The following is a 411-nucleotide window of genomic DNA, read 5'->3' on the forward strand; positions in this document are numbered from 1 at the left end:
CATCTGGGCCACCGGCGAACGGAACTGAACAACCGTAGGGGAGAGGGCCCCACCGAACGCCCCGCACACCCCGGCCGCGCGCCCTCACACCAGCGTCAGCTGCGCCGCCCGCGGCCGCACCCGAACCGGCTCCGGCGCCCCGCACGCCATCCCGTACACCCGGCACAACTCGCCGATCTGCTCCGTGATCCGCCCCTCATACTGCGGCGACGGCAACCCCGCACCGTCGTACAACTCCTCATAACGCCCCACCAACTGCGGATGCGCCTGCACCAGCCACTCCAGATACCACTCACGCGTCCCCGCGGGCAGCCGCAACACCACCGGCTCCACCACCCGCGCCCCCGCCGACGCGATCCGCCGCACCGTCGCCCCCAGCTGATCCGCCGCGTCACTCAGCAACGGCAACAC

General features: G+C 72.0%; 1 pseudogene. It reads right to left on the reverse strand.

From position 1 onward, the window contains the following. Positions 1 to 84 precede the first annotated feature (84 nt). Positions 85 to 411, reverse strand: a pseudogene (locus tag C1J01_RS48800) (radical SAM protein); the annotation flags it as partial.

The sequence above is a fragment of the Nonomuraea aridisoli genome, from assembly GCF_003236395.1.
In the GTDB taxonomy this organism is placed as follows: Bacteria; Actinomycetota; Actinomycetes; order Streptosporangiales; family Streptosporangiaceae; genus Nonomuraea; species Nonomuraea aridisoli.